This window comes from Streptomyces humicola (genome assembly GCF_024436035.1).
Lineage (GTDB): Bacteria > Actinomycetota > Actinomycetes > Streptomycetales > Streptomycetaceae > Streptantibioticus_B > Streptantibioticus_B humicola.
On sequence record NZ_JANFNG010000014.1, the window covers coordinates 110,156 to 135,400 of the forward strand.

The window sequence follows — 25,245 nt, forward strand, 5'->3', positions numbered from 1 at the left end:
GCGGATGTGCTCCTTGATCTTCTCCGCCTCCAACGTGATCCCTGCGAGCGGCACCACTAAGCCGCTCTACGCGCACACACACGTCGACAGGCCGCAGGCACGGTGAACGCGGCCGACGCACCGGAGTTGTCGCGTGCTCCGACAGGGCCGCCGCGCGTTCGAACGGCATCTCGCGGCGCTCACCGCACTTACCGAACAGGGCCGCGCACACCAGGATCAAGCACACAAGGCTCAAGCACACAAGGCTCAAAGGGAGTGAAGGAGGGTTCCATGGTGTCCACGGCGCCGTACAACGAGATCGCCCACTGGTACGAGCAGGAGTTCCTCCGCAGCCAGGAGGACGACCCGATCGGGGTCCACCGCGTGCTGCGGCAGCTGCTCGGTGAGGGCGCGGGCAGTTGCCTCGAGATCGGGTGCGGGACAGGGATTCACGCGAGCCGGCTGCGCGCGTTGGGCTGGGATCCCGTCGGGGTGGATCTGTCCGACGGGATGCTGCGGTACGCCCGCGGACGGCTGCCCGTCGCACAGGCGGACGCCGAGCGGCTGCCCCTGCGGGACGCGTCCGTGCCCGCCACGGTCGCGGTAGTGGCACACACCGACATGCCGGGGTACCCGGCCGTCGTGTGGGAGGCGGCGCGCGTCCTGCGGACCGGCGGGGTGTTCGTGCACGTCGGCGTGCATCCCTGCTTCTGCGGCGGGTTCGCCGACCGCGGCGATCCCGACGCCGTCGTCGTCCGGCCCGGCTACCTCGACGGCCACTGGACGAAGGAGTCCTGGACGGACCACGGGCTTCGCGCCAAGGTCGGTGCCGCGCACTGGCCGCTGCCGGAGCTGATGCACGCGTTCCTCGATGCGGGGCTGACGCCGGAACGGTTCGCCGAGGGCGGCGGACCTACCCCCACCGTTCTCGGTCTCAGGGCGCGCAAGTTCACACCAGACGCCGTGCCGTCGCCCACCGTGTCAGCTCGTGCCGGTTGCTGAGCTGCAGCTTCCGCAGCACCGCCGAGACATGGCTCTCGACCGTCTTCACGGAGATGAACAGCTGCTTGGCGATCTCCTTGTAGGCGTAGCCGCGCGCAATGAGCCGCAGCACCTCGCGTTCGCGCTGCGTCAGGCGGTCGAGGTCCTCGTCGACGGGCGGGGCGTCGGTCGAGGCGAAGGCGTCGAGGACGAAGCCCGCGAGGCGCGGGGAGAAGACCGCGTCGCCGTCGGCCACGCGGAAGATGGAGGTGACGAGGTCCGGGCCGGTGATCGTCTTGGTGACGTAGCCGCGGGCGCCCCCGCGGATCACGCCGATCACGTCCTCCGCCGCGTCCGAGACCGACAGCGCCAGGAAACGGACCGGGTGTTCGGCGTCGCCGGTGAGCGAGGCGCAGCGGCGCAGCACCTCGACGCCCCCGCCGCCCGGGAGGTGGACGTCGAGGAGGACGACGTCGGGGCGGGTGGCGGTGACGACGGTGACCGCCTGGTCGACGTCGGCGGCCTCCCCGACCACGTCGACGCCGCTCGTCCCCGTGTCGCCGATCTCGGCCTGTACTCCGGTGCGGAACATCCGGTGGTCGTCGACGAGCACCACCCGCACCTGACGCCGAGTCTGCTGTTCAGCCTGAGCCTGATCCGTGTGCTCGTGCTCGGTCATGCCGTCGCCCTCTCCATCTCCAGCTCCACTTCGGTGCCCCCGCCCGGCGCGGCGCGCAGGGACGCCTTGCCGCCGTTGCGCTGCATGCGGCCGATGATCGATTCCCGTACGCCCATGCGGTCGTCCGGCACCTGGTCGAGGTCGAAGCCGGGCCCCCGGTCGCGCACCGAGACGAAGACCTTGGCCTCCTCCACCTCCGCGTACACCTGGACCGCTTCTGCGGCGGTCCCGGCTGCGCTGCCACCGTACTTGGCCGCGTTCACCATCGCCTCACGCGCGGCCTGCATCATCGCGTAGAGAGGGTGTGCGTCGAGCGGGCAGTCGCCGACGCACACCACCTCCACCGGGACGCCGTGCGCGTCCTCGACCTCGGCGGCCGTTCTGCGTACCGCCTCGGCGAGCGTGTTCGGCTCGTCCTCCCGGCCGTTTCCCTCGGGCCGGTAGAGCCACGCGCGCAGCTCGCGCTCCTGCGCGCGCGCCAGGCGTGCGACCTCGCGCGGGTCGTCGGCGTTGCGCTGGATCAGGGTGAGGGTGTGCAGTACGGAATCGTGCACGTGGGCGGCGACTTCGGCGCGCTCCTGCGCCCGGATCCGCATCATCCGCTCCGCCGACAGATCCTGCGTCATGCGGACGAGGTACGGGCCGGCGAGGAGCGCGATGCCGACGAGTACGGCGAGCGACGCCTGCAGCATCGAGCCCAGCTCCTTCGTGGAGCCGCGCAGGAGAAGGATGCCGGTGACGCCGGCGCACACCAGGATCACGCCCGCCGCACCGCGTGCGATGGGCAGGAACCGTTTGCTGCGGCTCATCTCGACCCAGCGGGCGCGCCGCGCGTTGTCGGCCTGCCGCCACACCAGCGCGACACCGGCGCCGATCAGCAGCGTGGGCCAGATGTAGGCGTTCGCCGCTCCACCGGCGGTGAGATTCCTGACGAGCGCTCCGGCGGCGGCGACCATCGCGATCAGGGCGATGACCTGGCCCCGGTCGGGCCTGCGCAGTCGGCGGCCGCGGGCGGCCTCGGTCGCCGTGACCCCGCCGACGCCGAGCGGGACGACGAACCAGAAGATCGCGTAGAGCAGGATGCCGAGCCCCTGGATGGTGGCGAGGCCGACGAACACGATCCGCACCCACGACACCGGCAGCCCGAGATGCCCGGCGAGGCCGCGCGCGACGCCGCCGCACATCCGCCCCTCGGAGCTGCGGTAGAGCCGGCGCCGCGGCGGCGCGTCGTCGAAGTCGAGCGTGGGCATGGCTCCGATCGTCACATGCCCGGGGCTCGACCTGCATCAGGGTCGGCCCCGAGGAGTCCCTGACAGGGCAGGCTCAGGGTCACGCCAGGGTGGACACGGTATCGGCGGCCCGCGCCGCCCGTCACCATGGGAGACATGACGGAGGGCATGACGGGCGACGGGACGGCCGAGGACGGGGCGCCCGGGGACGCGCGGCCGGGGCTGACGCGCAGTCCCCGGCAGAAGGTGGTCGGCGGCGTGTGCGGGGGCCTGGGCCAGTACCTCGACCTCGATCCGGTGATCTTCCGCGTCGTCCTCGCGGTACTCGCGCTGACCGGTGGCGTCGGCCTGATCGCCTACGGGATCGGATGGCTGCTGATCCCGATGGACGGCGAGGAGGAGACCGAGCTGCGCAGGTTGCTGTCGGGACGGGTCGACGGGCCCGGTCTGACCGCGGTGCTGTGCGCGCTCGTCGGCTCGGGCCTCTTCCTGTCGACGATCGACAACAGCAGCAACGAGGTGTTCTCGGCCTGCCTGGTGGGGGCGACCGCGGCGGCCGTCTACTGGTCGCAGCAACGCCGTCGCCAGGTCCGTGCCGGCCATGCGGACCGCGAGGCGTCCTACGCGAACGCCTCCGCCACGACGTCCGACGCCCCGCCGGCCGCACAGCCGCCCCCGGCGGATGCGACCACGGCGTCGTGGTGGCGAAGCACCCCCGGCCGCACCGGGCCCGGCACCGGCACCGGCTACCTCTGGGGCCCCGAGGAGGTCGCGGGCGACGCATCGGGCGACGCCACGACGTGGCCGGCCGATGCGCCGTACGACGGCCGGCAAGGGCGGCCACCCCGCGCCCGTGATCGGGACCGTGGCCGTGACCGTACCCGCCCCCCGTACGCGCCTCCCGTGCCGCGCGAGCGGTCGTCCTTCGGGGTGGTCACCTTCCTGTTCGCGCTCGCCGCCGCGGCGGTCGCCGTCGCCGTCTCCTGGCACCACCACCCGCTCGGCACGACGCTGCAGACCGGTCTCGTCGCCGCGCTCGGCGTGTTCGGGCTCGGGCTGATCATCAGCGCGTTCATGGGACGCCGCAGCGGCGGCACCGTCGTCCTCGCGCTGCTGACCACGATGCTGCTCGCGGGCGCGGCAGCGCTTCCGACCTCGATCGGCACCGACTGGCGCCCGACCATCGTCCGGCCGGCCACCGCCTCACAGGTGCTGCCGCAGTACAAACTCCGGCCGGGCGACGGCCGGCTGGACCTCAGCGGCCTCGACCTCAAGGGCTCCACCGTGACGAGCTCCGTGGAGATGGGCGCCGGCCGTCTGCTGGTGCTCGCGCCGCAGAACGCCACCGTGCAGGTGAATGCCAAGGTCGGCGTCGGCGACCTCGACTTCCCCGAACTCGGGCCGCACGACATCACGGTGAAGCCGGGCATCCGGCGCTCGGTGACGCTCTACCCGCCGGCCGGCACGAAGTCCGCCGGCACCATCACCCTCGACCTCAAGCTCGGCATCGGACAGGTGGAGGTGGAACGTGGCCCGCTCCCGGCAGTCCCCGCAGCCCCGGCAGGCCCGGCAGCCCCGAGGACCTCGGCAGCTCAGCACAACCCGTGAGCTGCGCGTGTTCCGGCCGTCGGCGCTCATCGCGGGGCTGGTCTTCCTCGCCGTCGCGGCAGGCTTCGGCCTGGACGCGGCGGGCGCCTGGCATGCCCCGCTGGTCCTCCTGCCGCCGGTCGTCGGCGGCGGGCTCGCACTCGCGGGCGTTGCCGGGGTGATCAGCCGATCGGCAGAGCGCCGTAGGAGGCGTGCTGCGCCGGCCGACGGCGACCCCGGCGCCGGGAGATGAGCCGGTCGATCGACAGCTGCGGCGCACCGCCGATCACCAGCGGCAGCCAGGCCATCAGGTAGGCCAGGTCGTTGCCGTAGTAGTACGGGTGCGTCGCCCAGCTGACCGTCAGCCACAGACTCAACGAGATCAGTGCACCACCGAACGCCGCGATCCGCGTGAGCAGGCCCACGAGCGTGCCGAGCCCCACCGCGAGCTCACCAAAGGCGATGGCGTAGCCGACGGCGCTCGGGTCCTTCAGCGCCAGGGTGACCATGGCGGGTATCGCGGCGCTGCTCTGCACCGCGTGGAGCGAGGCGGTGATCGAGTCCGGGCCGTTGCCGTGGAAAAACGACGACGTGGTGAGCTTGTCGAGTCCGGCGTAGACGAACGTCACTCCGAGGAAGATGCGCAACGGCAGGAGGGCATAGCGGGCGGCGCTCTCGCGCACGCCCACCCGAGCTCCGGGCATCACACCGGTTCCAGACATCGCGATCTCCTTCGCTCGTCGCCGCCCCCCTTCGTTCCCGTGCGATCGTATGCCTGTCGTACGGCCCTGCAGAAGCATCAGAAGCGTCGCCGAGACGCCTTCGGACGCGTTCAGTTGAACAGGTCGGGCTCGCTGCGCGTGATCTGCTCGTACAGCGGCTGATAGTTGATCCATGCCACGAGGTCGTTGCCCAGCTGGTCGCGGGTGTGGAGCGCGTTCTCGTGGGTGATCGGGACGGGCTTCCCCGCGGCTTTCGCCGTCAGCTGCACCTGGCACGAACGCTCCATGGTGATGAACCACCACGCCGCCGCGTCCACGGAGTCGCCGACCGTCAGTAGGCCGTGGTTGCGCAGGATGACGGCCTTGTGCGGGCCGAGCGCCTCGGCGATCCGGCGGCCTTCCTCCTCGTCCACCACCACGCCCGTGTAGTCGTCGAAGAGCGAGTGGTCCTCGTAGAAGGCGCACACGTCCTGGGTGATCGGTTCGAGCAGCTCACCGAGGGCGGACAGGGTGCGTCCGTACGTGGAGTGGCTGTGCGCGGCGGCGATCACGTCGGGGCGCGCCCTGTGGACCTGCGAATGGATCGCGAACGCGGCCTGGTTGACGTGGTAGCGGCCCTCGACGACCTGCCCCGCGTGGTTGACGAGGATCAGGTCGCTGACGGTGATGTGCTTGAAGGACATCCCGAAGGGGTTGACCCAGAAGTGGTCGGTGAACTCCGGGTCGCGCGCGGTGATGTGGCCCGCGACGCCCTCCTCGAACCCGAACCGGCCGAAGAGGCGGAGCGCGGCGGCAAGGCGTTCCTTGCGGTGCTGTCGCTCGGCCGCGACGTTGTCGAACGACGGCGGCATGGCGAAGTGGAGTTGGTCGGTGGGTATCGGCTGTGGCGGGGTCAGGGGGGCCGTCGCCCCGCTGCGCGAGCGGCTGATGTCACTGTCGTCCATGCATCGGAAGCTACCGGTGAGTACCGGCGAAGGCCAGGCCCTTACCGGGGTTCTTCCCTCACGGCCCGTGGAAGTACGCCGTGCCCGGCTGGAGCCCTCCGGTCTGCGCGAACAGCTGCGGGACGGTAACCAGGAAGCGCCGTGTTGTGGTGCTTCCAGTCCCGCGGAATCGGCGTTCCGCGCGGAGGGGCCGTCGTCGAAGGTGAGTGCCGCGCACTTGGACACCAGGCAGTCGGGCCGCGCGCGGGGGCTGTCGCGTGCGCGGAGGCCGCGAGCGCGACGGAGCCCGTGATCGTGACGGCGGCAACCGCGGCCGCCGTCACGGCACTTCGCCGTCCCGTCCTCGCAGGCAAAGCGCACCACCGCCTCGCCGCAGCCCCCTTGCGGGCGTGTGGGCGCTGCTGCCCGCAGCGAGCGCGGAAACAGCACGTCCGTGGCAAAGAATCCCTCAGAGCTGGTCGATCTCCGTCAGATCGATGTCGATGGTGAAGGGGGCGCTGAGCTTCAGATGGGTATGGTGCATGCCGCTGAAGATGTAGGACTTCGTCAGCGGGTCCAGTTCGTAGACGTAGACCACCGGCCGGTCGTCCTCTCCGGTCATCTCCACCCGCCAGAAGTGGGGGATGCCCGCGGCTGCGTACTTGTGCGGCTTGGTGTCCCGGTCACGAGACTCCGAGTCGGGCAAGACAACCTCGGCAGCGAGCAGCACATCTGCGGCCTGGAAGTGCGTCTGCTTTTGACCGGCCACCGCTTCGGCACGCACGACGCAGATGTCCGGCTCGGGACCGTTACGTTTGTCGATCACCACGGTCATCTCGCGCCGTACCCTCAGCTCGGGCGGCACGGTCCGGCGCAAACCGTTGACCAGCAGGTCGATGGAAATGCTGTGAAAGGTGCGCTGCGGGCTCACGAAGACAAGGCTCCCGTCGATCAACTCGGTGTGCGACGGGAGATCAGGCAGCGTGAACAGGTCATCCACGGTGTAGCCGTCGGGCGGCGGCACAGGCCACCTAGCGGCAGCAGTGGTCAGCGGCTCGGCGGTCATGGTTCCTCCCATGGACGGGATCCTTCACCGTACGGACAGCGTACCGAGCACAAACGACAACGCCGCCGCCCAAACGAATGAGCGACGGCGTGTTCGTTGACGCGTTCGGGAGGGCTACTCCCATTCGATCGTGCCCGGGGGCTTGCTCGTCACGTCGAGCACGACCCGGTTGACCTCCGGGACCTCATTCGTGATCCGCGTCGAGATCTTCGCCAGCACGTCGTACGGCAGCCGCGACCAGTCCGCCGTCATCGCGTCCTCCGACGAGACGGGACGCAGCACGACCGGGTGGCCGTAGGTGCGGCCGTCGCCCTGGACGCCGACCGAGCGGACGTCCGCGAGCAGCACCACCGGGCACTGCCAGATGTCGCGGTCGAGGCCGGCCACGGTCAGCTCCTCGCGCGCGATGGCGTCGGCCTCACGCAGCAGGTCGAGACGGTCGCGGGTGACCTCACCGATGATGCGGATCCCGAGGCCGGGGCCCGGAAACGGCTGGCGCCAGACGATCTCGGAGGGCAGCCCGAGCTCCTCGCCGACCTTGCGCACCTCGTCCTTGAACAGCTTGCGCAACGGCTCGACCAGCCGGAACTGCAGGTCCTCCGGCAGCCCGCCCACGTTGTGGTGCGACTTGATGTTGGCCGTGCCGGTGCCGCCTCCGGACTCCACGACGTCCGGGTAGAGGGTGCCCTGCACGAGGAAATCGACGGCCTCGCCGTGCGCCCCCGCGTCGGCGACGACCTCGCTCGCGGCCTGCTCGAAGACCCGGATGAACTCCCGGCCGATGATCTTCCGCTTCTCCTCGGGCTCGGTCTTGCCGGCGAGCGCGTCGAGGAAGCGCTTCTGCGCGTCGACGACCTTGAGCTGGACGCCCGTCGCGGCGACGAAGTCCTTCTCGACCTGCTCCGCCTCGCCCTTGCGCAGCAGTCCGTGATCGACGAAGACGCAGGTCAGCTGCGAGCCGACGGCCCGCTGGACGAGGGCCGCGGCGACCGCGGAGTCCACGCCGCCGGACAGCCCGCAGATCACGCGCTTGTCGCCGACCTGCTCGCGGATGGCGGCGATCTGCTCCTCGACGACGTTGTGCGTCGTCCACGTCGGCTCCAGGCCCGCGCCACGGTAGAGGAAGTGCTCGAGCACCTGCTGCCCATACGAGGAGTGCAGCACCTCGGGGTGGTACTGGACGCCGTAGAGCTGCTTCTCGTCGCACTCGAAGGCCGCGACCGGCGCCCCCTCGGTGGCGGCGGTGACGACGAACCCCTCGGGCGCCGCCGAGCAGGCGTCGCCGTGCGACATCCACACCGGCTGTTCCTCGGGGGTGCCCTCGAAGAGCGTCGAGCCCGGGCGGGTGACGGTCAGCGGCGTACGGCCGTACTCCCGGCCACCGGTGTTGGCGACGGTGCCGCCGAGCGCCTGGGCCATGATCTGGAAGCCGTAGCAGATACCGAGAACCGGCACCCCGGCCTCGAAGATCTCACGGCTGAGCGCCGGCGCGCCCTCGGCGTAGACGGAAGAGGGTCCGCCGGAGAGGATGATCGCCTTCGGCCTCTTGGCGAGGATCTCGGCGACGGGCATGGTGCTGGGCACGATCTCGCTGTAGACCCGGGCCTCGCGCACGCGTCGGGCGATGAGCTGGGCGTACTGAGCCCCGAAGTCGACGACCAGAACGGTGTCGACGTGGGAAGCGGGAGCGGCGGGGGTCGCTGATGCCACGGGCGGCCTTCCGGCGTGAGAAGAGGGGTCTCTGCCGATTCTACCGGCGTGCGTATGCAGTCCCGTCGGCAGAGTCGGCTGACGCATGCATAATGGGTCCCATGTTCCGCAGCACACACAGCGCGCACTTCGCGTTTACCTATGGCACCGGCTGGTCCGGCTGCCATGGTCGTGCTGTCTGAGCGGACGAACTCCAGACACCCACAGGCGCCCCGGACCGGTTTCGGTCCGGGGCGCCTGTGTCGTCCGTCCGGACCGTTCGGGGCCACCACCCCAGGAGCTACGGATCATGAGCACACCCACCACGGCGACCACTACGGCCGCCTCGGCGGACACCGGTGCGCGGACGGACGAGGCCGCGGCGACGATCAGCAGCGCGCGCGATCGCATCGACGATCTGGACCGCAGGATCATCGGCCTCGTCCGGCAACGCATCGCCGTCTCCGACTCCATCCAGCAGACCCGGATCGCCTCGGGCGGGCGACGCGTGAACCTCTCCCGCGAAATGGAGATCATCGGCGCCTACAGCGCGCAGCTCGGCAAGCCGGGAACGGCGCTGGCGATGACGTTGCTCGAACTGTGCCGAGGCCGCGTGTGATAACCCGTTCGAGGGTCGTCACCCGTACGGCGCCGTGACCGGCCCCGAGAGGCTTCGTTGGACCGTATGTCCGTCCCAGCCAGGGGCGGTCAGGATTGATTACCACGCGTGGAGACCACCCAGACGCAGCTGGGTGGGTCACCGGGGCGATGAGACGTGCCTTGGACGCACGTCGTGGGACCTCGCCCCGGTGTGCTGTGACCGGTCAGCAGGGGACAGCAGCCCGGTCACGCCGAGAAAAATGGCGGTCGGTCCTAGGGACGCCTGGGGCCGGCCGCTCTGCGAGGGTTGCGCGGCGAAGCGGGATGTAGTGCACCCTACCCACCCTCACCACCGGACGCGGACACCCAACCCCCATTCGGGTGAGTCGACTGTGACTTCCCGCGACGGCGCTCCCCCCGGCACCGTCGCTCCCTGGCACCGGCGCCGCCCTGACGCCGCGTGCCGACGCGAAGGGCCCCGCGGACGACGCCGCCTTCACGGCGCCTGCGGGGCCCTTCTTGTGCCCGGGTCGCCGGGGTGGACACCCGATCACTCCTGTGATGATGGTCACTTAAATATCGGCGGCCCGCGGGCAACTGTCCGATTCCGACATGGTCTGCACCTGTCGGCGAGGTCCGTTGGTGAATCCGGCCCGGGTAAACGCTCTCCACACAGCGATCACATAGCCATACGATCAGCGCCTGCCGCACCGCGCACCCCCACCGCGACGGCCTCTCGCTTTCTTTTTCACTTCAGCTTTTCTGGCCCAGAGAGGTCTCCATGAAGCTTCGCCGTGCCTTGGTGACGGTCGCGACGACCGCAGCCATCGCCCCCGCCGCGCTGATGGCAGCGCCGGCGGCCTTCGCCGACGCCTCGGCGTCTCCGACCGCCACGGCATCCGCAACCGCGTCGGACTCGCCGACCCCGTCGTCGGCGCCCACCACGTCGGCGCCCAGCGCGTCCGCGACCGCCACCACCACCCCGACGGCGTCGCCGACCGCGAGCCCGAGCCCGACCGGTACGGCGACCAGCACGCCGACGCCTCAGCCTTACCCGACGACCTTCTGTGACCCGAGCTACAAGTCCGCGGTCCAGACCTCGATCAGCGGCCTGCCTGGGAAGATCGTGGCGGGCAGTGGATGGCACAAGTTCTCGATCACGGTGACCAATCCCTCGAACAACACGATCAAGGAAATCGGCCTGGCCGCAGGAATCACCGGCACGGACGCCCGAAACCCCTTGCCGCTCAGCCAGGTCGAGCTGCAGGCCTACGACGAGAACACCCACCAGTGGTTCGACGTCACGGACGACGGCCAGACTGCTGCAGGCGCTCTCGGCGGGGGCAACCTGCCTGGTCAGACGGCTTGGGAGTTCCCCGTGCGCCTTGACGTCAAGTCCAGCGCGCAGATCGGCAAGAGCCTGGCCGTCGGCATCGCCGGCTACCCCGACACGAACAACGACTGTGTCGTAAAGAGCGAAGTCGACTACGGAATCCAGATCGTGGCGCCCGGCACCAGCACCACTGGCAGCAAGCCGGTGGAACAGACCGGCGGCGAGATTCCGGTCTCGAAGAGCAGCTCCAGCAGCACGTCCAACACGGTGGTCCCCGCCGCCGACCTCAGCGGCTCGCTCGCGCACACCGGTGCGCCGTCGCAGCTGCCGATGATCGCCGGCATCGGCGGTGCCGCCATCGTGGCCGGCGCCGGGGCGATGTTCGTCGTGCGTCGTCGTAAGGCCGGTTCCGCCGCCTGACGCGGAACACCGAACGCAGAAAGGGCCCGCATCCCCAGGGTGCGGGCCCTTCGCTGTGAGGTCAGTCCCCCTTCGGCGGGACCGGCGGGACCGGGAGCACCAGCGTCGCGTAGGCGTGCTTCGGGACCACCTGGTTCTTCGGCTCGACGGGCGCGAGCCGGACGTACGCCTCGCCCTGCGCGGGCCGCGCGTCCTCGTCGCCCTTGTTGGGCCACAGCGCCATCGCGCGCTCCGCCTGGGCGGTGATGGTCAGTGCCGGGTTGACGCCGAGGTTCGCGGAGACCGCCGAGCCGTCCACGACGTGGATGCCGGGGTGCCCGTACAGGCGGTGGTACGGGTCGATGACACCGTGCTCCGGGTCCGCGCCGATCGGGCAGCCGCCGAGGAAGTGCGCGGTCATCGGGGTGTCCATGATCTCGCCGATGCTGCTTCCGGCGAAGCCGTTGATCTCCTCGGCGAGGACACGCGCCGCCTCCGCGCCCTCGGGGATGTACGTGGGGTTGGGCGCACCATGTCCCTGACGTGCCGTCAGCAGGCCCTTCCCGAGCCCCTTCGGCTTCAGGTACGTGGTCAGCGAATTGTCGTGCGTCTGCATCACCAGGCCGATGATGGTCCGCTCCGACCAGCGCCGGTTGGAGAGCGACCGCAGCGTCAGCGTCGGGTGCTTGACGCTGTTGGCGACGTACGACAGCCAGCGCGGCGCCCGCCCGCCGTACGGCACCTGCAGCACCGACAGCGCGCCCATCGCGTTGGAGCCCTTGCCGTAGCGGACCGGCTCGATGTGGGTGGTCTCGTTGGGGTGGACCGAGGAGGTGATCGCGACACCCTTGGTGAAGTCGGCCCTCGGCCGGCCGTGCGCCTTGCGGTAGCGGCGGTCGTCGGTCTGCGCCCCGACGAGCGCCTCGGAGTTGGTGCGGGTCAGCTCACCGAGCCGCGGCGACATCCCCGGCAGCTCGCCCCGCTCGCGCATCGTGTGCAGCAGCGTCTGCGTCCCGTACGTACCGGCCGCGACGACGACCTGCCGGGCGCGCAGGACGCTCGGGCGGGCCCTGCGGCGGTTGTCGGTGGGCACGGTGGCCACCTTGTAGCCGCCCTCGGGGTCCTCGGTGAGGCCGACCACGGTGGTCATCGGGTGGATGACGGCGCCGGCCTTCTCGGCGAGGTAGAGATAGTTCTCGTTGAGCGTGTTCTTGGCACCGTGGCGGCAGCCGGTCATGCACTCGCCACACTCCAGGCAGGCTCGGCGCGAGGGTCCCGCACCGCCGAAGAACGGGTCCGGCACCTCCTCGCCCGGCTTCGCCGTCACCGAACCGGACCCTTCCCCGCCGCAGGCGTCCTTGCCGTCGCCGAAGAAGACGCCGACCGGCGCGAGGTGGAAGGTGTCGCCGTACCCCATCTTCTCCGCCGTGGCCTTGAGATGGACGTCGGAAGGGGTGAGGGTGGGGTTGAGCCGGACGCCGAGCATGCGCTTGGCCTGGTCGTAGTAGGGCGCCAGCTCCTCCTGCCAGTCGGTGATCCCGCCCCACTGGCGGTCGGTGAAGAAGGGTTTCGGCGGAACGTAGAGGGTGTTGGCGTAGTTGAGCGATCCGCCTCCGACGCCCGCGCCCGCCAGCACGAGCACATTTCCCAGCAGATGGATGCGCTGGATCCCGTAGAGGCCGAGCGCCGGTGCCCACAGGAAGTTGCGGATGTCCCAGGAGTTCTTCGGCAGCGTGTCGCGGCTGAACCGGCGCCCTGCTTCGAGCACGCCGACGCGATAGCCCTTCTCGGTGAGCCGGAGGGCGGAGACCGATCCGCCGAAACCGGATCCGATCACGATCACGTCGTAGTCGTACCCGTCGTCCCCGTGCTCCCCGTCGTCCCCGTTGCCGTTCTGGTGTTGCTCCTCGGACACTGCGGCCAGCCTCTCTTGTCGACGTGTCGGGTCAGCGGTCAGCGGTCAGCGCAGCCGGACGGCCTTCATGGCGCGCAGGCTGCGGCTCATGAAGGCCGCATACTTCGCGTCGTCCATCCCGAATGCGGGCGCGAGCGGCATCACCCGCTGCGAGGCCACCGTCTGGGCCTCGGTGTACTTGAGGATCCCCTCGGAACCGTGCCGGCGGCCGAGGCCGGAATCGCCCATGCCGCCCATGGGTGCCTGGACGCTGCCGTAGGCGGCGGCGTACGCCTCGTTGACGTTGACCGTGCCTGAACGCAGCCGTGCGGCGACGGCCCGGCCGCGCCTGCCGTCCTTCGTCCAGACGCTGGCGTTCAGGCCGTACGGAGTCGAGTTGGCGCGCTGGATCGCCTCGTCCTCGTCGTCGAACCGGTAGACGGAGACCACGGGACCGAAGGTCTCCTCCGTGCAGACGGCCATCGGCGGCTCGACGCCGTCGAGAATGGTCGGCTCGTAGAAGAGCGGGCCCACGTCGGGACGCGGACGTCCGCCCGCCAGGACGGTCGCGCCCTTGGCCACGGCCTCGTCCACGTGCCGGGTCACCGTCTCCAACTGCCGTTCCCCGACCAGCGATCCCATGTCGGCGCCGTAGGCGAGGCCCGAGCCGAGGCGCAGCGCGCGCGTGCGCGCGGCGAACTTCGCGAGGAATTCGTCCGCGATCGAGGAGTGCACGTAGAGCCGCTCGATGGAGATGCACAGCTGGCCGGCGGAGGCGAAGCAGGCGCGGACCGCGCCCTCGGCCGCCTTGTCGAGGTCGGCGTCGCTCAGCACGAGCATGGCGTTCTTGCCGCCGAGTTCGAGCGAGCAGCCGACGAGCCGGGCGGCGGCGCGCTGCGCCACGTCACGGCCGGTACGGGTGGACCCGGTGAACGACACGTAGTCGGCGAGCTCCACGACCGCCGGGCCGACGACCGGCCCCTCACCCAGCACGACCTGCCACACGGCCGGCGGCAGCCCGGCCTCGATGAGCTGCTCGCGCGCCCACAGGGCGGTGAGCGCCGTCTCGGTGTCGGGCTTCATCACGACGGCGTTGCCGGCGGCGAATGCGGGCAGTGCGTCGCCGACGGACAGTTCGAAGGGGTAGTTCCACGGCGCGATCTGCCCCACGACACCGCGCGGCTGACGCAACTCGGTGACCTTGGTGAGCACGGGCACGGTACCGGTGTGGCGCCTGGACCGCAGATACGCGGGGGCCTTGCGCCCGTAGTGCCGTGCGGCGACGGCGACGGCCTGCAGCTCCTCGTGCGCGTGCAGCCGCGTCTTGCCCGTCTCCAGCTGGATGAGGTCGAGCACCTCGGACTGGCGGCGCATGATGAGGTCGTGGAACCGCAGCAGGACGGCTGCGCGCTGTCGAACGGGCGTGGCCGCCCAGGCCCGCTGCGCCTCGCGTGCCGCGTCGAACGCGACGGCGACGTCCTCGGGGCTCGCCTCGGGCAGATCGGCGAGCTTCTCCTGAGTGAAGGGTGTGTGGTTCGCGGTGCGCCCGCTCCCTACGACGCCACGCGTGAGCCGCGCGACCAGCTCGGGCGTGATCACGTCCCGCGCTCCGCGCCCGCCGGCCGGTGCCACGGGGTTGCGTCCGTCGGCCCCGTCGTGGCTGCTGCGGCTGTCCTGAGTGGCCTGAGTCTCCTGCGCGTCCGTCATGTCCGCGAGATTACGACCCCGACGAGCTCTTGTGTACCCGTCGGTAACCCCTTTTCGCCTCCCTCTTGCCTCCGCCCCGGGATTTACGTGGTGCCGAGCCCCCGCAGCGCGTCGCCGATCGCCCGGTGGAACGTCGGGTACGCCCAGATCTGCTCGCGCAGCACCTCCAGCGGGACGCGCCCGTGCACGGCGACCGCCAGCGCGCCCAGGATCTCCCCGCCGTACGGGCCCGCCGCCGTCGCTCCGACCAGCGTGCCGCTCGTCTCGTCCGCCACGACCTTGATGAAACCCTCGTTGCCCACCCGGTGCACATAGCCCCGGCTGCTGCTCGCCAGGTCGGCGTATCCCGTCCGCACCGCGAGCCCCTTGCCGCGCGCCTGCGCCTCCGTGAGCCCGACCGCGCCCACCTCCGGATCGGTGAAGGTCACCCGCGGTACCGCGTGGTACGAGGCCACCGCCCCGCCTTGGCCGAGAATCCCGCGGACGACGATCTCCGCCTGGTACATCGACATGTGGGTGAAGGCTCCCTTGCCGGTGGCGTCGCCCAGCGCCCATACCCCGGGACGCCCGCCGACCGGCGGTACGACGCGCAGCCTGTCGTCGACGGGCAGCGCCCGCAGATCCGGGTCGACGTCGATGGCGACCGCGCCGAGTCTGGCCAGATCGGTGCGGCGTCCGGTGGCGACGAGCAGCCGTTCCGCGGTCAGGCGTTCGCCGCGTTCGCAGTTGGTCGTGAAGCCGACGCCGTCCCGGTACGCCACGGAGCCGACCAAGGCGCTGGTGTGCACGTCCAGGCCGTCCTCGGTGAGCACACGCAGCAGCAGCTCATGGGCCTCCGGCTCCTCGCCGGGCAGCAGTCGTGGCATGCCTTCGACGATGGTGACGGCGGTGCCGAACCGGTTGAAGGCCTGACCGAGCTCGAGCCCTATCGCGCCTCCGCCGATCACCAGCAGCGAGCGCGGCACTTCGGCGGCCTCGATCGCCTCGTGATTGGTCCAGAAGGGGGTCCCGGCCAGGCCCGGGATCGGCGGCACGGCGGGTTCGCTGCCCACGGCCAGCACGATCGCCCGGCGGGCGCGGATCTCGGTCTCGTTGCCGTCGGCGTCGGCGACGGTCACCTGGTCCGGCGCGGTGAGCCGTCCGGTGCCGCGAACGAAGCGCGTCCCGCGCCCGGTCAGCCGGTCGACGGCGATCTTGTCGTCCCAGTCCGCGGTGGCCTCCCGTACCGCGCGGGCGGCCAGCCGCCAGTCCGGGTGCACCATGGCCGTACCGGCGTGTCCAGTGATGCGGCGGCCCTCGGCCAGCAAATCAGCGGAGCGCACCATGATCTTCGACGGGATGCAACCCCAGTAGGGGCACTCACCGCCGACCAGCCTCTCGTCGATTCCGACGACGTCCAGGCCTGCCTCGGCGAGCCGCCCCGCCGCGTCCTCCCCGCCGGGGCCGAGCCCCACGACGATCACATCCGCATGATCCACGCGCGCGGAAACCATGGCGCCCTCCTCGCTGGCTCCTGGCAGACGGGGCGACAGGTGGTGTACTTCCACCGTACGCGCCCTGAAGCCCGGTCGCGCCGGTTACGCCGTACGGGTGACGCGGCGCCCGCTAACCGCCGGCGCGGAAGGTCTGCGCCGCCGCGGCGAAGTCGGCCGCGATGTCCGTCTGCTGGTCGGCGGGTCCCATCATGAAGACCACGTCGAACCGTCCGCCGCGCAGGGTGACCAGATTGCCCGCGTACAGCTGGGCGCCCGTGCCCGGCCGGCTCCAGGTGAAATCGCCCTCGGCGGCAGGGCCGTTCGCGGTGGTGAGCTGCTTCGTTCCGGAGGACGAGGCCCACTGGCTGGCGCGATAGTCGGCCAATTGCGGCTCGTCGCTGATCTGGTAGGTCATCGGGTTGTCACCGGCGGAGGCGGCCGAGCCCTCGCCGAGGGCGACGATCAGCTGGAAGTCCCCGCCTCCGCTGGAGAAGATCACCTCGTTGCCGCGGACGCTGCGCGTCCAGCCGTTGCGGACGGCCACCGAGAAGTCGGCCGGATCGCTGCGGACGGTGAAGTCCGGGCCCACGTCAGGGGTCTGGGTGGCGGACTGGTCGCTGGGGGTCGGGGTGTTCTGGGTGGCGGACGCTGGGGGCGTGGCAGGGGTGGACGACGGCGCCTGGGCGTTGGCCGTGCCCCTGTCGTCACGCGGCATGAACGCCGCCGCGTAGACCAGGAACGCCAGCAGAACGACCAGGATCAGCCCCAGCAGCCAGATGCCCAGATGTCGCGGGCTGCGGTCGCTGCGGCCACGGCCGCCGCTGCGCGCATGACGGCCGTGGGGCGCGTGCGGCGCGTGCGGCGGGTGCGGCGGGTGCGGCGGGTGCGGCGGGTGCGGCGGCGTGTCCTGCGCCCGCTGCGGCCTTTGCGCGCCCTGCGCCCTGCGGCGCCTGCGCAGCCGCACCAGCTCGCCTCTGCGCCGTACGACGGGGAGCTTGCGCGGATCGCTCGGCACTTGGACGGTTCGGCTGCCGATCTCCGGCTCCGGCGCGGAACGGACCAGCGAGCGCAGCCAGCCGCGCAGCTCCTCGAACTCCGGGCGCTCGGCGGGGTCCTGACGCAGCAGGGATTCGACGACCGGCCGCAGCGGACCGCACTCCTCGGCGAACGCGGGCGGTTCGGCGCAGACGAGCTGTACGAGCTCCGCGGCGCTCTCCTCGGGGAACGGCGGATGCCCCTGGACACAGCGGTAGAGCAACGAGCCGACCGCCCACAGGTCTGCGGCGGGGCCCACCGGCGGGGCGAACTGCCAATTGTCGTGGACGGGCCCCGCCTGTTCCGGCGCCCAGCGTTCGGTGACCGGGCCGACGACGGCGATGCGCGCCTGCCGTGCCCGTTCGAGCGCGAGCGCGGAATCGGGGCCTCCCCACACTGTGCGTTCGGCCGCATCGCCCGGCGCGCCGCTGTCCGTTGCGGCCAGCACCTCCTGCGGCACCGGGTCGTAACCGCACAGCGCCTCCTGGGCGGCGCCCAGTGCCAGACCGTCGAGCATGGCGCGGCCGTCTTCGCAGACCAGGACGGTACGGGCGGTGATGTTGCGGTGCGCCCAGCCGTGCACGTGGAGTGCGCGCAGGCCGCCGAGCACGTCCGCGGCGATCTCGGCGGCGCGGTAGGGACCCAGCGGCTGTTCGGCGATGAGTGCGGCGAGGGGGCGGGCAGGGACGAGTTCGGAGACCACCCACAGGCTGCCGCCCTCGGTGAAGACGTCGAAGACCTGGACGAGACCGGGGTGGTCGGGTATCGCGGCCGCAGCGCGTGCCGCCTCCAGCGCACGCCGGGCCGACGCGTCCGCGCCGCCGGGCCCGCCCTCGTCCTGTCCCTCTCCCTCGTCCCCATTCGGCCCGCCGGGACGTCCGTCGAGATCCGCGTCGACGACCTCGGGCAGGAGCAGTTGACGGACGAGGACTTCCTGTCCGCTGTAGGTGTCGAACGCGCGGGTCTCCATGAGGTCGAACTCGTCGGCGGGCGGGCGGGGCAGACGATAGCGGCCGGCCAGTATCCGTCCGGCGTACTCGTCCACGGCTCCTCCCCTCGCGCGCGGTGCCTCCAGCACGATACGTGTGGAATGGCGGTCAGTTGACCGGTTCGAACGTCTCAAAAAACGTCTGACGCAGTTGTGCGCAGCTCTGAGCGTTCCACTCGGCGACCGGGCACGTGATCATGATGGCGTATCCGGCGTGGCCGGTGGACAGTCCGCGGTCGAGCACGCGCATCGTGGTGCCGCCCTCGGAACGGGTGAACGACCAGTCGGCCGCCGTCACAAAGGTGCGGTAGGTGATGGTCTGGATGCCGAGACCCTTGTAGTCGTTGCTGGTCGATCTGACGGCGGGTTCGAGCTCGCGCCAGGCGGCGGCCGCGTTGGCGCGGGGGGTCGGGCTGTAGTCGACCTGGACGCGCGGATATCCGTTGCCGGATGCGGCGAAGATCGCGCCGGAGTTCTGCCCCGAGGTTCCTATGCGGTGCCAGCCGGCGGGCAGCGCCATCGAGAAGTGGAACTGCGGATCCCGGTAGAGGGTGAACCCGGCGGGCAGGGCGGGCGCCGTGGGGTGCTCGGAGGCCGCGAGGCCTAGATCGCCGGCGGCGGTGCCGGCGCGGGGGGCGCCGGTGGTGTGCACCGAGCCGTGCTTGCCGCCGTTCGCGCCGCGCTTGGAACCGTCGCCCGAGGCGAGTTGGGTACCGATGATCACACCGAGGACGGCGAGCGCGATCACCGCGGCGACGATCACGAGCCTGCGGCGCGGGATCACGTCGGTGAGCGGCGCGCGCCCCGATGTGACGCGGGCGATGGCCGCCACCGGCTTCTCCGGGGCGGCGGCGGGCGTCGGCGCGGACGTCACCTTCTTCGCCGCCTTCGACGCCTTCGACGCCTTCGACGCCTTCGACGCCTTCGACGCCTTCGCCTCCGGGAGGGGGTCGGGGGCGGGGACGTCGGTGGGCGTCGGCTGCGGGTCGGCGGGGATCGCCATCGTGCGGGTCCGTTCGGCGACAGGGGTGTCGGGCGCGTTCTCCGCCTCGATCAGCAGACTTCGCACCGCGGCGTCGTCAAGTCGCTTGGCCGGATCCTTGATCAGCAGGCCGTGGATCGCCTCGGCGAGCGGCCCGCTCACCTTCGGCGTCCGCAGCGGCTCGGTCATCACGGCGGTGAGGGTGGCGATCGCCGACCCCTTGTCATACGGCGGGCGGCCCTCGACCGCCGCGTAGAGCAGGGCGCCGAGCGACCACAGATCGGAGGCGGGGCCGGGCCGTTGGCCGCGTGCGCGCTCGGGGGAGATGTACGAGGGGGCGCCGACGAGCATGCCGGTGGACGTCACCGACGGGTCGCCCTCGACCTGGGCGATGCCGAAGTCGGTGAGCACGACGCGGCCGTCCTCGGCGATCAGGACGTTCGACGGCTTCACGTCGCGGTGGAGGATGCCCTCGCGGTGCGCGGCGCGCAGCACGTCGAGGACGGCGAGGCCGACTTCGGCCGCGCGTCTGGGAGTCAGCGGACCGTCGGCTCTGATCGCGTCGGAGAGCGAGCGGCCCTCGACCAGCTCCATCACGATCCACGGCCGGTCGTCCTCGTCGACGACGTCGAAGACGGTGACGGCGCCCGTGGTGCGGATCCGGGCCGTCGCCTTCGCCTCGCGCAGGGTGCGGGTGACCAGGCGGCGCTTCTCGTCCTCATCCACATTGCCCGGAAACCGCAGCTCCTTGACGGCGACGGTACGGCCCAGGGTTTCATCGACTGCCCGCCACACCGTGCCCATTCCGCCTCGGCCGAGGACCTCGCCGAGGCGGTAGCGGTCGGCGAGGAGACGGCCGGTGGTGCCTTGCGCCTGGGTCATCAACGTCCTCTGCAGTTCGATGTGACGATGTGTCGGGCGCGAACGTGAGTCCTTGTGTCCGTGCCGCTGCCCTGTCCCATCATCCCCTGTAGATAGGACAGGGGTGCGGCTGACCCCGGATTCCGGCGCCTTCCGGACGCCTCAGTGGCCGGGACGGAAGGTCTTCCGAGCGGTCTCCCAGTACGGCTCGAACGTCGACCACTCGGCGTCGGGCGCGGAGAGATAGACGGCGTACTCGGTGCCGCCCTCCTGACCGAAGTCCAAGTCGATGGCGTGGTAGGCGCGCACCCGGCCCTGCCACGTGTACTCCCATATCGCGGCGGGCTGCTGGACGCCGTCGACGGTCGTCGTGGTCGTGTTCATCCGCAACAAGTGGTAGCCGGGCGACTGCTGCTTGACGACCGGTTCCAGGTCCTGCCAGTGCTTCAGGGGGCTGGGCCCGGCGAAGTCCAGGATGCTCACCTTGAGGTCCGCCTTGCCCGCGAGGTCCACGAAGTCGACCTCGGTGCCGTCGGCCTCCACCTTCCGCGTCCAGCCGGCGGGGACGGCCATGGTGAAACCGGCGGGGTCCTGGTCGATGCGGTAGCCGGGCGGTGCGGTGGGCGAGGGCGCGGTGGACGGCGACGTCGAAGGGGTCGTGGACGGCTTCCGGGCGGGGCTGCCCGCCGAGGGGTGGCCGAGGGTGCGGCTGAGGGCGTATCCGCCGACCGAGAGCGCGGCGACGAGGACGGCTACGCCGCACCAAGCCGCCGCGCGCCGGCTGCGGCGACGGGAGCTCGTCGGCGCCGTCGGGGTGTCGGGCTCGGCGACGGGGGCGGTCGTGGTCGTGGTGGCCGGCTCCGCGGGCGGGGGCGGCTGGGGCGCCTGGGCGCCGACGACCTCGGTGCTCGTCTCGGACCCGCCCCAGGACGGCGCCGTGCGGCCTCCGCCCGACGAGCCTGCAGCCACCGTCTCCACCGACGACACCAGCAGCCGCTCGACCTGCTCGGCCGTCATCCGCTGCTCGGGGTCCTTGGCGAGCAGCGACTCGATGAGGGGGGCGAGGGGCCCGGCGTGCTGCGGCGGCTCGACCGGGTCGGTGGCTATCGCGTACGCGGTCTCTATCGGGGTGTCGCGGTGGAAGGGGGCCTGCCCCTCCACGGCCTGGTACAGCGTCGCACCCAGCGCCCACAGGTCGGAGGCGGGGCCGGGCGAGCCACCGGTGATGCGTTCGGGGGCGAGATAGTCGAAGGAGCCGATGAGTTCACCCGTTCGGGTGAGCGTGGAGGTACCGGTGGCGGAGGCTATGCCGAAGTCGGTGAGCACCACGCGGCCGCCGGGCCAGCCGTCGTCACCCTCCGTTCCCGCTTCTGACTCCGTATCGTCCACGCCCAGCAGGACGTTGGCGGGTTTGACGTCGCGGTGCAGCACCCCGGCGCGGTGCGCCGCGCGCAGGGCGGCGATCATCCCGCGGCCGATGCGCGCGGCCTCGCGGGGGGTGATCGGCCCGTCCTCCTTGAGCACATCACCGAGGGTGCGCGAGCGCACGTACTCCATGACGATGCAGGGCAGGCCCTCGTCCTCGACGACGTCGTGCACGACGACCACGTTGGGGTGGGTGATGCGGGCCGCGCTGCGGGCTTCGCGGCGGGTGCGTTCGTACAGCGTCTCGCGCTCGTCGTCGTGCAGATGCGGCGAAACGCGCAGCTTCTTGACCGCGACCTGGCGGCCGAGCAGCTCGTCCTGGGCCCGCCACACGGTACCCATGCCGCCCCGGCCTATCAGCTCGGCCAGCCGGTACCGCCCCGCCACCAGCCGCCCCTGGTCGGTCACCTCGCGCCCCTCTCCGTCCCCCGCTGCACCGCCGTGCCGTCAACCCTCGGCGACCACGCACCGTCAACCTAAAGGGGAACGATATCGGGAGCGCCCAACCGTGCGGCGTCCGCGGTCAGATCGTCGGGCTGCCGCTGCGACTCCCGCTCGGCCTCGACCCGCTTCTCGTAGTGCTCCACCTCCTTGCGCGTGTGCTCCCCGTCCCAGCCCAGCACCGGTGCCATCAGCTCGGCCGCCTCACGTGCACTCAGCGTGCCGCGGTCGAAGGTCTCGATCGAGATGCGGGTGCGGCGGCACAGGACGTCGTCGAGGTGGCGGGCGCCCTCGTGCGAGGCCGCATAGACCACCTCCGCACGCAGATAGTCGTCGGCCGCCTCCAGCGGACGGCCCAGCGAGGGGTCGTCGGCGATCAGGTCGAGCAGCTCCTCAGTGAGCGATCCGTACCGCTTGAGCAGGTGTTCGACGCGCGCGACGTGCAGTCCCGTGCGCGCGGCGATGCCCGCCCGCGCGTTCCACAGCGCGTGATAGCCCTCGGCCCCGGCCAGCGGCACCTCCTCTGTGCAGCATTCCGCGACGCGGCGGTCGAGCCCGTGCACGGCCGCGTCCACCGCGTCCTTCGCCATCACCCGGTACGTCGTGTACTTGCCGCCCGCCACGACCACGAGCCCCGGCACCGGGTGCGCCACGGTGTGCTCGCGTGACAGCTTGCTCGTCGCCTCCGACTCCCCCGCCAGCAGCGGGCGCAGCCCGGCGTACACCCCCTGCACGTCGTCGCGGCTGAGTGGCACCGCGAGCACGGAGTTGACGTGTTCCAGCAGATAGTCGATGTCGGCGCTGGACGCGGCCGGGTGCGCCTTGTCCAGATCCCAATCGGTGTCCGTGGTGCCGACGATCCAGTGCCTCCCCCACGGGATCACGAACAGCACGCTCTTCTCGGTCCGCAGGATCAATCCGGTCGACGAATGGATCCGGTCCTTCGGCACGACCAGATGGATGCCCTTGGATGCTCTGACGTGGAACTGCCCCCTCTCCCCCACCAGTCCCTGTGTCTCGTCGGTCCACACCCCGGTCGCGTTCACGATCTGCCGGGCCCGGACCTCGTACTCACTGCCCTGCTCCACATCCTGCACCCGGGCACCGACAACGCGTTCCCCCTCGCGAAGGAACCCGACGACCCGCGCCCGGTTGGCGGTGAGTGCGCCGTAGCCGGCCGCAGTGCGCACCAGCATCGCCACATAGCGCGCGTCGTCCACCTGGGCGTCGTAGTACTGCAAGGCGCCGACCAGGGACTCCTTCTTCAGACAGGGCGCGACGCGCAGCGCGTGGCGGCGCGTGAGATGGCGGTGGCGCGGCAGCCCGCGGGCGTGCCCTGACGAGATCGCCATGGTGTCGTACACCGCGACACCGGTACCGGCGTAGAGCCGCTCCCAGCCTCGGCCGGTGAGGGGGTACAGAAATGGCACGGGCCTGACCAGGTGCGGCGCAAGCCGCTGCAGCAGCAGGCCGCGCTCCTTGAGCGCCTCGCGCACCAGGGCGAAGTCGAGCATCTCCAGGTAGCGCAGGCCGCCATGGATGAGCTTGCTGGAGCGGCTGGACGTGCCCGAGGCCCAGTCCCTGGCCTCGACGAGACCCGTCGTCAGGCCGCGCGTCGCCGCGTCGAGGGCGGTACCCGCCCCTGTCACGCCTCCGCCCACGACCAGGACGTCGAGCTCCTGCTCAGCCAGGCGGGCCAGCGCCTGTGTGCGCTCCCGCGGACCCAGTTGTGCCGTCCTCACGTATGCCTCCCGATCCGCGACCGGTCGCCTCCGCGAGCGGCGGCCGCCCGCGTCGCTCATCCCGCCTCTCCGATGGTGGCCGAGGGCGGCGACGCGCGCCACACGCCGCATCCAATACTAAATATCAGTCATATGTCTGCTTAGCCTTAAATGGACTCATTCGGGACTCGTGACATGCGCGGAGTCCTCAGACTGAACCTCCGACCTCCGGGAGGGGACTGACCATCATGCCCTCGGACCTCGCCGTCATCGGCCTCGGCCACTTCGGACTGCCCCTCGCCCAGGCCGCCACCAGCGCCGGCATCGGCGTCTTCGGCTACGACACCGACCAGGCGACCGTAGACGGCCTCAACGCCGGCCGGCCGACACTCGAAGGCTTCAGCGCCTCCGACGTGCGGCGCATGGTGGCCGGCGGCTTCCGCGCCAGCGGCGACCCCGCCGGGCTTGGCAGGGCCCGCACCGCCGTGATCTGCGCACCCACCACGCTCGGGGAAGACCGCAGCCCGGACCTGACCGCCGTCGGCGACGCCGCCCGCACCCTCGCCGCCCAGCTGCGCCCGCACTCCACCGTCATCCTGGAATCGCCCGCCTGCCCCGGCACCACCGAGGAATTCCTGCGGCCGATCCTCGAAGAGGGCTCCGGCATGCGGGCCGGCCGCGACTTCCACCTCGCGTACTCCCCCACCCGCCTCGACCCCGGCAACCGCGTCTACACCGTCGCCAACACTCCCAAGGTCATCGGCGGCCTCACCCCCGCCTGCACCGAGGCCGCCGCCGCCTTCTACAGCCGCATCTGCGAGCGCGTGGTGCGCACCCGCGGCACGCGCGAGGCCGAGGCGGTCAAGCTGATGGAGACCAACTACCGGCACGTCAACATCGCACTCGCCAACGAGATGGCCGTCTTCTGCCACGACGCCGGCATCGACCTGTGGGACGTGATCCGGTGCGCCGAGACCAAGCCCTTCGGCTTCCAGGCGTTCCGTCCCGGCCCCGGCGTCGGCGGCCACAGCATTCCGGTCGACCCCAACCGCCCGCCCCACCAGAGCCGCCAGAGCACCGCCCCGGGCCGTCAGCTGCGACCGCTGCGGCTGGTGGAGCTGGCACGGGAGGTCAATGAAGGCATGCCGCGCTATGTCGTCCAGCGCTGCGCGGCGCTGCTCAACGAGCACGGCAAGTCGGTGCGCGGTGCCCGCGTCCTGCTGCTCGGCGTCACCTACAAGGCGGATCTCGGCGACCAGGAGGGCGCACCAGCGCGTGAGATCGGTGCCCGGCTGCTGGAGTTGGGCGCTGCCCTGAGCTACCACGATCCGTACGTGCCCGAATGGCGGATCTGCGGGCGGACCGTGGAGCGCGCCGACTCGCTGTGGGAGGCTGCCGCCGACGCGGACCTGACGGTGCTGCTGCAGCACCATCGCACTTACGACCTGCAGGGGCTTGCCGTCAAGGCGCAGTTGCTGCTCGACACCCGTGGGGCGGTTCCGGCGGGTGTCGCCGCCCGGCTGTGATGT

At 71.2% G+C, this 25,245-nt stretch carries 19 protein-coding genes; 5 read left to right on the top strand and 14 right to left on the bottom strand.

Going from position 1 to position 25,245, the window contains the following annotated elements:
- Window positions 1-270 precede the first annotated feature (270 nt).
- Window positions 271-981: a class I SAM-dependent methyltransferase gene (locus NGB36_RS18910; RefSeq protein WP_255921503.1), complete on the top strand. Its 711-nt coding sequence runs from the start codon at window positions 271-273 to the stop codon at window positions 979-981.
- On the opposite strand, the gene NGB36_RS18915 is transcribed toward NGB36_RS18910, so the two are convergent.
- Together NGB36_RS18915 and NGB36_RS18920 are read right to left on the bottom strand one after the other, a co-directional pair.
- A complete protein-coding gene (locus NGB36_RS18915; RefSeq protein ID WP_255921504.1) occupies window positions 929-1,639 on the bottom strand; it encodes a LuxR C-terminal-related transcriptional regulator in 711 nt (236 codons plus the stop codon). The genes NGB36_RS18910 and NGB36_RS18915 overlap by 53 nt on opposite strands.
- Window positions 1,636-2,889 (bottom strand): ATP-binding protein, encoded by a 1,254-nt coding sequence (locus NGB36_RS18920; protein WP_255921505.1) that lies wholly within the window; start codon window positions 2,887-2,889, stop codon window positions 1,636-1,638. The genes NGB36_RS18915 and NGB36_RS18920 overlap by 4 nt, the downstream gene beginning before the upstream one ends.
- A gap of 135 nt (window positions 2,890-3,024) precedes the next feature.
- On the opposite strand from NGB36_RS18920, the gene NGB36_RS18925 reads away from it, so the two are divergent.
- Window positions 3,025-4,476: a PspC domain-containing protein gene (locus tag NGB36_RS18925; protein WP_255921506.1), complete on the top strand. Its 1,452-nt coding sequence runs from the start codon at window positions 3,025-3,027 to the stop codon at window positions 4,474-4,476.
- A 161-nt stretch (window positions 4,477-4,637) separates the two neighbouring features.
- Here NGB36_RS18925 and NGB36_RS18930 read toward each other — a convergent pair whose 3' ends face one another.
- The 4 genes from NGB36_RS18930 to guaA all read right to left on the bottom strand — a co-directional run bounded on the left by NGB36_RS18930 (window position 4,638) and on the right by guaA (window position 8,876).
- The gene (locus NGB36_RS18930) at window positions 4,638-5,177 is read right to left on the bottom strand and encodes a DoxX family protein (protein WP_255921507.1); all 540 of its coding nucleotides are present in this window, start codon (window positions 5,175-5,177) and stop codon (window positions 4,638-4,640) included.
- Between the two features lie 110 nt (window positions 5,178-5,287).
- Window positions 5,288-6,121, bottom strand: coding sequence for a class II aldolase/adducin family protein (locus NGB36_RS18935; protein ID WP_255921508.1), 834 nt, complete (start codon window positions 6,119-6,121; stop codon window positions 5,288-5,290).
- A gap of 448 nt (window positions 6,122-6,569) precedes the next feature.
- Entirely contained in the window at window positions 6,570-7,166 is a 597-nt protein-coding gene (locus NGB36_RS18940; RefSeq protein WP_255921509.1) for a Uma2 family endonuclease, read from the bottom strand.
- Window positions 7,167-7,280: 114 nt separating this feature from the next.
- Entirely contained in the window at window positions 7,281-8,876 is a 1,596-nt protein-coding gene (gene guaA, locus NGB36_RS18945; RefSeq protein WP_255921510.1) for a glutamine-hydrolyzing GMP synthase, read from the bottom strand.
- 289 nt (window positions 8,877-9,165) lie between these two features.
- Between guaA and NGB36_RS18950 the strand changes: the two genes are divergently transcribed.
- The gene (locus NGB36_RS18950) at window positions 9,166-9,474 is read left to right on the top strand and encodes a chorismate mutase (RefSeq protein WP_255921511.1); all 309 of its coding nucleotides are present in this window, start codon (window positions 9,166-9,168) and stop codon (window positions 9,472-9,474) included.
- 734 nt (window positions 9,475-10,208) lie between these two features.
- Here the strand turns inward: NGB36_RS18950 and NGB36_RS18955 are convergent.
- On the bottom strand, window positions 10,209-10,490 hold the full coding sequence (locus tag NGB36_RS18955) for a hypothetical protein (protein ID WP_255921512.1): 282 nt from the start codon (window positions 10,488-10,490) through the stop codon (window positions 10,209-10,211).
- Between the two features lie 91 nt (window positions 10,491-10,581).
- On the opposite strand from NGB36_RS18955, the gene NGB36_RS18960 reads away from it, so the two are divergent.
- Window positions 10,582-11,208 carry an LAETG motif-containing sortase-dependent surface protein gene (locus NGB36_RS18960; RefSeq protein ID WP_255921513.1) on the top strand — a complete coding sequence of 209 codons (627 nt, stop codon included), beginning with the start codon at window positions 10,582-10,584 and terminating at the stop codon, window positions 11,206-11,208.
- A 61-nt stretch (window positions 11,209-11,269) separates the two neighbouring features.
- On the opposite strand, the gene NGB36_RS18965 is transcribed toward NGB36_RS18960, so the two are convergent.
- The 7 genes from NGB36_RS18965 to NGB36_RS18995 form a co-directional block, all read right to left on the bottom strand.
- Window positions 11,270-13,102: a GMC oxidoreductase gene (locus NGB36_RS18965; protein WP_308288880.1), complete on the bottom strand. Its 1,833-nt coding sequence runs from the start codon at window positions 13,100-13,102 to the stop codon at window positions 11,270-11,272.
- 45 nt (window positions 13,103-13,147) lie between these two features.
- Window positions 13,148-14,788, bottom strand: a complete 1,641-nt coding sequence (locus NGB36_RS18970; protein WP_255921514.1) for a succinic semialdehyde dehydrogenase — start codon at window positions 14,786-14,788, stop codon at window positions 13,148-13,150.
- Window positions 14,789-14,871: 83 nt separating this feature from the next.
- Window positions 14,872-16,281, bottom strand: coding sequence for a dihydrolipoyl dehydrogenase family protein (locus NGB36_RS18975; RefSeq protein ID WP_255921515.1), 1,410 nt, complete (start codon window positions 16,279-16,281; stop codon window positions 14,872-14,874).
- A 112-nt stretch (window positions 16,282-16,393) separates the two neighbouring features.
- Window positions 16,394-18,343, bottom strand: a complete 1,950-nt coding sequence (locus NGB36_RS18980) for a serine/threonine protein kinase (RefSeq protein ID WP_255921516.1) — start codon at window positions 18,341-18,343, stop codon at window positions 16,394-16,396.
- Between the two features lie 52 nt (window positions 18,344-18,395).
- On the bottom strand, window positions 18,396-20,150 hold the full coding sequence (locus NGB36_RS18985) for a serine/threonine-protein kinase (protein ID WP_255921517.1): 1,755 nt from the start codon (window positions 20,148-20,150) through the stop codon (window positions 18,396-18,398).
- A 141-nt stretch (window positions 20,151-20,291) separates the two neighbouring features.
- Window positions 20,292-21,962, bottom strand: coding sequence for a serine/threonine-protein kinase (locus tag NGB36_RS18990; protein WP_255921518.1), 1,671 nt, complete (start codon window positions 21,960-21,962; stop codon window positions 20,292-20,294).
- A 68-nt stretch (window positions 21,963-22,030) separates the two neighbouring features.
- Window positions 22,031-23,737, bottom strand: a complete 1,707-nt coding sequence (locus tag NGB36_RS18995; protein ID WP_255921519.1) for a glycerol-3-phosphate dehydrogenase/oxidase — start codon at window positions 23,735-23,737, stop codon at window positions 22,031-22,033.
- Between the two features lie 227 nt (window positions 23,738-23,964).
- On the opposite strand from NGB36_RS18995, the gene NGB36_RS19000 reads away from it, so the two are divergent.
- Window positions 23,965-25,242, top strand: a complete 1,278-nt coding sequence (locus NGB36_RS19000) for a nucleotide sugar dehydrogenase (protein WP_255921520.1) — start codon at window positions 23,965-23,967, stop codon at window positions 25,240-25,242.
- The last annotated feature ends 3 nt before the right edge of the window (window positions 25,243-25,245 follow it).

Coding starts and splice junctions, on each gene's coding strand:
- NGB36_RS18920 (WP_255921505.1), bottom strand. CDS start 2,889: ATGCCCACGCTCGACTTCGACGACGCGCCGCCGCGGCGCCGGCTCTAC.
- NGB36_RS18950 (WP_255921511.1), top strand. CDS start 9,166: ATGAGCACACCCACCACGGCGACCACTACGGCCGCCTCGGCGGACACC.
- NGB36_RS18970 (WP_255921514.1), bottom strand. CDS start 14,788: ATGACGGACGCGCAGGAGACTCAGGCCACTCAGGACAGCCGCAGCAGC.
- NGB36_RS18935 (WP_255921508.1), bottom strand. CDS start 6,121: ATGGACGACAGTGACATCAGCCGCTCGCGCAGCGGGGCGACGGCCCCC.
- NGB36_RS18985 (WP_255921517.1), bottom strand. CDS start 20,150: ATGACCCAGGCGCAAGGCACCACCGGCCGTCTCCTCGCCGACCGCTAC.
- NGB36_RS18915 (WP_255921504.1), bottom strand. CDS start 1,639: ATGACCGAGCACGAGCACACGGATCAGGCTCAGGCTGAACAGCAGACT.
- NGB36_RS19000 (WP_255921520.1), top strand. CDS start 23,965: ATGCCCTCGGACCTCGCCGTCATCGGCCTCGGCCACTTCGGACTGCCC.
- NGB36_RS18940 (WP_255921509.1), bottom strand. CDS start 7,166: ATGACCGCCGAGCCGCTGACCACTGCTGCCGCTAGGTGGCCTGTGCCG.
- NGB36_RS18925 (WP_255921506.1), top strand. CDS start 3,025: ATGACGGAGGGCATGACGGGCGACGGGACGGCCGAGGACGGGGCGCCC.
- NGB36_RS18975 (WP_255921515.1), bottom strand. CDS start 16,281: ATGGTTTCCGCGCGCGTGGATCATGCGGATGTGATCGTCGTGGGGCTC.
- NGB36_RS18910 (WP_255921503.1), top strand. CDS start 271: ATGGTGTCCACGGCGCCGTACAACGAGATCGCCCACTGGTACGAGCAG.
- NGB36_RS18930 (WP_255921507.1), bottom strand. CDS start 5,177: ATGTCTGGAACCGGTGTGATGCCCGGAGCTCGGGTGGGCGTGCGCGAG.